The following is a 7,129-nucleotide window of genomic DNA, read 5'->3' on the forward strand; positions in this document are numbered from 1 at the left end:
TTCCTGGTTCTGCCGTTGGCGACCTGGATCAGCAACCGCGTCGGTCGGATGCGCGAGGAGACCACCTACGCGCAGCAGGAGCGGATCGCCGAGATGACCGCGGCGGTGCAGGAGTCCCTGTCGGTCTCGGGCATCGTCCTCGCCCGCACGATGGGGCGCACGCCGCACCTGGCGCAGCGTTTCGCGCGGGCCTCGCGCGAGGTGGCGACCCTGGAGGTCCGCTCGCACACCGCGGGCCAGTGGCAGTGGTCGGTCATCGATCTCGTTCTGCAGGCCCTGCCGGCCCTGACCCTGTTCCTCGGCGGCTGGATGATGAACGCCGGGACGGCCATGACGGTCGGCACGCTCGTCGCCATGATCGCGCTGCAGGAGCAGATGCTGTTCCCGCTGGAGGAGGTGCTGCGCACGGGCGTCGAGGTCCGGAAGACGCGGGCGCTGTTCGCGCGCATCTTCGAGTACCTCGACAAGCCGGCCGGGATCACCGAGCGGCCCGATCCCGTCATCCTCGAACCCGCGCAGGTCACCGGCCACGTGCGCCTCGACGGCGTGACGTTTTCCTACGACCGGTCGGGACCCGCCACGCTCCGCGGCGTCACGGTGGACATCCCTGCCGGTTCGCACACCGCCATCGTCGGCGCGACCGGCTCGGGCAAGTCGACCCTCGGCTATCTCCTGGCACGCCTCTACGACGTCGACGCGGGCGCCGTGCTCTATGACGGCGTCGACGTGCGTGACCTGAGCGCGCGTTCGCTCTCCGACATCCTCGGTGTGGTGACGCAGGACCCGTTCCTCCTCCATGCCAGCGTCGCGGAGAACCTGCTATTCGCCCGGCCCGAGGCGACGGTGGCCGAGATGGTCGAGGCGGCGCGCATCGCCCAACTGCACGACCTGATCGCGGCGCTCCCCGACGGGTACGACACCGCCGTGGGCGAGCGGGGTCACCGCCTCTCGCTGGCCCGGACGATCCTGCGCGACCCGCGCCTGCTGCTGCTCGACGAGGCGACCAGCGCCCTCGACACGGCGACGGAACGGGCGATGGTCGAGGCCCTCGCCCGCCCGGCCAAGCCCCGTACGACCATCACCATCGCCCACCGCCTCTCGACCGTGCGCCGCGCCGACCAGATCGTCGTGCTCGACCGGGGGACGGTGGTCGAGTGCGGGACGCACGAAGCCCTGCTCGCCCGCGACGGCGCCTACGCGCGCCTCGTGCGCAAGGCGGCCTGACGGACTCGACCCACGGACGGATTCCATGTCTCCGAGCACACACATGCGGCGGATGCCGGCCCTCGCCCTCGCGGTCGCCCTCATCCTGCAAGGCTGCAAGCCGGCGGCGGACGGCCAGGCGGCAGGCGGTTCCGGAATCGCGGGTCCGGCCCCCGATGTCTCGACCGTCACGGCCGAGGCGGCGACGGTGCCGCGCACCCTCGACCTGCCGGGGCGCCTGGCCTCGACGCGGGTCGCCGAGGTCAGGGCTCAGGTTGCCGGCATCATCCAGGAGCGCGCCTTCGAGGAAGGCAGCCTCGTCAGGAAGGGCGACGTCCTGTTCCGCATCGACCCCGCCGTGTACCGGGCCGAGGTCGATGCCAAGTCCGCCGCCCTCGACCGGGCCGAGGCCACGCGGGTGCAGGCACTGCGGCAATCGGAGCGCACCGAGACGCTGCTGGAGCGCCAGGCGGCCAGCACCGCCCAGCACGACATCACCACCGCCGCCCTGCGGCAGGCCGAGGCCGACGTCGCGAGCGCGAAGGCGCAACTCGCCCGGGCCCGGATCGACCTCGACTACGCGACCGTCCGCGCGCCCATCGCCGGCCGCATCGGCCGGGCCATGGTCACGGAGGGCGCCCTCGTGGGCCAGGGCGAAGCGACGAAGCTCGCGCTGATCCAGCAGGTCGACCCGATCTTCGCCGACTTCAACGCTTCCGCCGCCGACGCCGGGCGGCTCGCCGGCCTCGGTCCGGGACAGCGGGAGACGAAGGTACGCCTGGTCCTGCCGGACGGCTCGCTCCACCCCGACGCCGGGCGTCTGCTGTTCACGGATGTGAGCGTCGACCCCGGCACCGGGCAGGTCTCGCTGCGGGCGAGCTTCCCCAACCCGAAGGTCGCCCTGCTGCCGGGCACCTACGTCCGCGTCCGCGTCGCGCAGGGGGAATTGCCGGGCGCGGTCATCGTCCCGGCCCAGGGCATCCAGCGCAGCAGCGCCGGCGTCGCGCAGGTCTACGTCGTCGGTGAGGACAGGACGGCCGCCCTGCGCCCCGTCAGGGCGGGGGCGCTGACGGACTCCGGCTGGATCGTCGAGGAGGGCCTCGGGGCCGGGGACACCGTCGTGGTCGAGGGCTTTCAGAGGCTGCAGCCCGGCATGGCGGTGAACCCCATGCCTTGGCAGACCGCCCGGACGGCCGCCGCCACCAAGCCCTGACGTCGCCGGGATCGAACCGACATGAGCCGCTTCTTCATCGCGCGCCCGATCTTCGCCTGGGCGATCTCCATCTTCATCATGCTGGTGGGCGCGATCTCCATCGCCTCCCTGCCGGTCTCGCAATACCCGGACGTGGCCCCGGTCACGATCCAGGTGACCGCGACCTACCCGGGCGCCCCGCCCGATCGGCTCTACGACGGCGTCACCCGCATCATCGAGGAGGAGCTCAACGGCATCCCGGGGCTGATGTATTTCGAGAGCACCAGCGACACCTCCGGCATGGCGCAGATCACGGCCTCCTTCGCGCCGGGCTCGGACCCGTCGAAGGCCACCGTGGCGGTGCAGAACCGCATCAAGCGCATCGAGGCGCGCCTGCCCCGGGCGGTGACCCAGCAGGGCGTCACCGTCGAGGAGGCCAGCACCAGCTTCCTCCAGTTCGTCACCGTCTCCTCCAAGGACGGTTCCCTCAGCGAGACCGACCTCGGCGACATCGCCGCCCGCCGCCTGCTCGGCGAGTTGCGGCGGGTGCCGGGCGTCGGCCGCGCCACCCTGTTCTCGTCCGAGAAGGCGCTGCGGATCTGGATCGACCCGGTCAAGCTCGTCGGGTTCGGGATGACGCCAAGTGACGTGACGGCCGCCGTCGGCGCGCAGAACGCGCAGGTCGCCTCCGGCATCGTTGGCGCGCAGCCGGCGACGCCGGACCAGCGCATCGCCGCCAACGTGCTGGTGAAGGGGCAACTCACCACGCCCGCCGAGTTCGGGGAGATCGTGCTGCGCGCCAACCCCGACGGCTCGCTCGTGCGCCTGCGCGACGTGGCCGAGGTCGAACTCGGCGGCCAGTCCTACGCGATGCAGACCCGCCTCGACGGGCGACCCGCCGCCGGCATCGGCATTCAGCTCGCCCCGGGCGCCAACGCGCTCGCCGCCGCCAACGGCGTGCGGGCAAAGCTCGCCCAGCTGCAGCGGACCCTTCCGGTAAACGTGCGGGTGACGGTGCCCTACGACACCACGCCGTTTGTCGAGGCGTCGATCAGGAAGGTGCTGGTGACGCTCGCCGAGGCGATGGCGCTCGTCTTCGCCGTGATGTTCCTGTTCCTGCAGAACGTCCGCTACACGCTCATCCCGACCATCGTCGTGCCGGTGGCGTTGCTCGGCACCTGCGGCGTGCTGCTCGTCGCCGGTTTCTCGATCAACGTGCTGACCATGTTCGGCATGGTGCTGGCCATCGGCATCCTCGTCGACGACGCCATCGTCGTGGTCGAGAACGTCGAGCGCATCATGGCCGAGGAGGGACTGCCGCCGCGGGAGGCGACCCGGAAAGCCATGGGCCAGATCACCGGCGCCATCGTCGGCATCACCGCGGTTCTGATCGCCGTCTTCGTGCCGCTCGCCTTCTTCCCGGGCTCGGTCGGGGTCATCTACCGGCAGTTCGCCGTGAGCATGGCGACCTCCATCGCCTTCTCGGCCTTCCTGGCCCTGTCCCTGACACCCGCCCTCTGCGCCACGCTGCTGAAGCCCGTCGAGAAGGGTCACGGCCACGACAAGCGCGGCTTCTTCGGCTGGTTCGACCGCCGCTTCCGCTCCGGCACGGAAGCCTATCGGTCGGGTGTGGCTAGCGTGCTGCGCCGGCCCGTGCGGGCGCTGCTCGTCTACGCCCTCCTCGTCGCCGCCCTCGGTTGGGGCTACCTGCGCATGCCGGGAAGCTTCCTGCCCATCGAGGACCAGGGCTACGTCATCGTCGACGCGCAGACGCCGCCGGAATCGGCCACCGGCCGCACCCTCGACGTGGCCAAGCGGATCGAGGAGCACTTCGCCAAAGAGCCCGGCATCGACAGCCAGACGCTGCTTCTCGGATTCGGCTTCTCGGGCCAGGGACAGAACGCGGCCCTCAACTTCGTCGGACTGAAGCCATGGGGCGAGCGCGGGCCGGACGACGGCGCCGACGCCATCACGGCCCGCGCCAACGCCGCCCTCGGCGGCCTGCCCGACGCCATCGCCATGTCGCTGTCGCCGCCGGCCATCGACTCGCTGGGCAATTCCAGCGGCTTCGCCTTCCGCCTCCAGGACAAGGGCCAGCAGGGTCATGCGGCGCTGGCGGCCGCGCGCGACCAGTTGCTGAAGGCGGCGAGCCGGAGCCCGATCCTGCAGGGCGTCTACGTCGAGGGCCTGCCGACCGCACCGCAGATCGAGCTCATCCTCGACCGGCAGAAGGCCAACGCGCTCGGCGTGACCTTCGCCGACATCAACGACGCGCTCTCGACGAGCCTCGGCTCGGCCTACGTCAACGACTTCCCGAACCAGGCGCGCATGCAGCGGGTCATCGTCCAGGCCGAGGCGTCCCGGCGCATGAAGGCGGAGGACCTGCTCGACCTGAACGTCCGCAACGCCAAGGGGCAGATGGTGCCGCTGCAATCCTTCGCCCGGGTGGAGTGGACGATGGGACCGTCGCAGGTCGTGGGCTTCAACGGCTACCCGAGCATCAAGATCTCCGGCAGTGCCGCGCCGGGCTACGCCAGTGGCGATGCGATGGCCGAGATGGAACGCCTCGCCGGGCAACTCCCGCCGGGGTTCGACTTCGCCTGGACCGGGCAGTCGCTGCAGGAGAAGCTATCGGGGTCCCAGGCCATCTACCTGCTCGCGCTGGCCCTGGTCTGCGTCTTCCTCTGCCTCGCCGCACTCTACGAGAGCTGGTCGATCCCCCTGGCCGTGCTGCTCGTGGTACCGACCGGCGTGGTCGGTGCGGTCTTCGCGATGCTCATGCGCGACATGCCGAACGACGTCTACTTCAAGGTCGGCCTGATCACGGTGATCGGCCTGACCGCGAAGAACGCGATCCTCATTATCGAGGTGGCCAAGGATCTCGTGGCGAGAGGCGTATCGGTGAAGGAGGCGGCGCTGGAGGCGTGCCAGCTGCGCTTCCGCCCATCGTGATGACCTCGTTTGCCTTCATTCTCGGCGTCGTGCCGCTCGCCGTGGCGACCGGGGCCAGCATGAACAGCCAGCGGGCTATCGGGACGGGCGTGCTCGGCGGCATGGTCACGGCGACCGTGCTGGCGGTCTTCGTCACGCCGCTCTTCTACGTCCTGATCGGGCGGGCATTCGGATCTCGGGCAGCCGGCCGACGGCAGGTCGATCCCGCCCGGCCAGTCGCACCCGGGCGGCGCGGCATCCCCGTGCCCTGAGGATGATCAATCGGGATCGGGCCCCCCGCGCAATGAGGCGCTGTCCGGCACCGTGACCTCCACCTATCGTGCCGTCTGCTTCGGGGCTGTGATTTGACGATTGGAGTGTCCGGTATGGGTGCATATGCGCCCGGCTGTTTTGGAGCCCCTCGATGCCGAAGCCGAGGGGCCGAACGCTCAAATCTCAGTACCTTCAGCTAGGGTCAGAGCATCCTCGACGTCGACATCGAGGTACCTGACCTGGCTCTCGATCTTGATATGGCCGAGCAGGATCTGGACGGCACGCAGGTTGACGATCCGCTCGTAGATCAATGACGCCTTCGTGCGGCTGCGGCGTGGGGACCGACAGCTGAAATTGGAGCGCGACATCCTCTTGCTCTCGCGCGCGACGGTCTGGTTTGCGCAGGAGACCGGAGTTCTGCCGTGGGGGTCTTCTGGTTCATGAGCGCGAACCAGGCCGATTTTCCGGTCGCCGCCATGGCACGCGTCCTTGGCGTGTCGAAGGGCGGGTACGACGCCTGGGTAGGGCGAAAGCCATCGGCGCGGGCGATTGCCGTCGCCGCACTGCTGAAGCGTATCCGCACCGTCCATCTCCGCGCGCGCCAAGCTAGGGCGCGCCGCACATCCAGGCCGACCTGCGCGAGCAGGGCGAGCGGCATTCTCGGAAGCGCATCGCTCGGCCGATGCGCGAGGCCAGCCTCGTCGGCGCCAGCCATCGGGGCGGCGGTCCGTCACGAACCGGCGCGATCAGGAGGCNCNNCCCCCCCCANACCCTNTCNACCNCAATTCCCTNNCCNANNCCCCNAACCCNCTNCNNNTNNCCNACATCNCCTACNTACCNACCNCNNCCNNCTTCCTCTACCNCNCCNTNATNCTNAATNCCTTCACCCNNCNNATCNTTNNCTNNNCAATNNCCAACCACCTNCNCTCNNANTTNNNCCTCNACNCNCTNNANATNNCCATCACTCANCCCCNNCCNCNTNACNCCANCNCCCNCACNATCNTNCNATTNATCNTNCCNNTCNCTCCCANAACNANNACNCNNCNCCNCTCCACNCTTNACNACCNATCCNTNNTCATNANCCNTTCNTCCCNANNCTTCNCCNTCCTNCCNCNACNNCNACTTCTNCNATNCCCCNTCCANCATTNNAANCNNTNCTTCAACNCNNTCNNCAAANNAATCCNCNATCATCTNNACNNCCANCCNNNCCNAANCNCNAANCCCNNAATNCNATCNCCNNCCNNTCCTCCCACNNNCNNTCTNNNCNCTCANNCCANCACNCNCNNNCTNCCNNACCTCTCACCCCCNNCNNACCNNACCCTTCNTTCCTTNNCNCCCCNAACCTTCTNNANCCATCCCCANNCNNACNCTCATCNNTCTCNCCAANCTTTNCTAATATAATCCATCANCNNCTTCNTCANATATNACANCACCNTNCNNTCACCNNTCTTANNAAANNCNTCCTTTTTAAGGCCGGGCACGAGCCGGATCTCGCCCAGACGCGCGCTCACGGATCGGAGACCCGGATAC

2 protein-coding genes and 3 pseudogenes are annotated in these 7,129 nt (G+C 69.1%); 4 read left to right on the forward strand and 1 reads right to left on the reverse strand.

All coding sequences use genetic code 11. The features are described from left to right. From I53_RS05780 to I53_RS05790, 3 genes and pseudogenes are all read left to right on the forward strand, one after another. Positions 1-1,224: ABC transporter ATP-binding protein (locus I53_RS05780; RefSeq protein WP_043347701.1), on the forward strand; the 1,224-nt coding region annotated here is incomplete at its 5' end. Positions 1,225-1,249: 25 nt separating this feature from the next. Next, positions 1,250-2,416 carry an efflux RND transporter periplasmic adaptor subunit gene (locus I53_RS05785; protein ID WP_187294309.1) on the forward strand — a complete coding sequence of 389 codons (1,167 nt, stop codon included), beginning with the start codon at positions 1,250-1,252 and terminating at the stop codon, positions 2,414-2,416. 21 nt (positions 2,417-2,437) lie between these two features. Then, positions 2,438-5,598 (forward strand): annotated as a pseudogene (locus tag I53_RS05790) (multidrug efflux RND transporter permease subunit). 177 nt (positions 5,599-5,775) lie between these two features. On the opposite strand, the pseudogene I53_RS34920 reads toward I53_RS05790, so the two are convergent. Next, positions 5,776-5,925 (reverse strand): annotated as a pseudogene (locus I53_RS34920) (integrase); the annotation flags it as partial. A gap of 296 nt (positions 5,926-6,221) precedes the next feature. Here I53_RS34920 and I53_RS36095 point away from each other — a divergent pair. After that, positions 6,222-6,995 (forward strand): annotated as a pseudogene (locus I53_RS36095) (transposase). The last annotated feature ends 134 nt before the right edge of the window (positions 6,996-7,129 follow it).

The organism is Methylobacterium sp. B1, assembly GCF_000333255.1.
GTDB classification, from domain to species: Bacteria; Pseudomonadota; Alphaproteobacteria; order Rhizobiales; family Beijerinckiaceae; genus Methylobacterium; species Methylobacterium fujisawaense.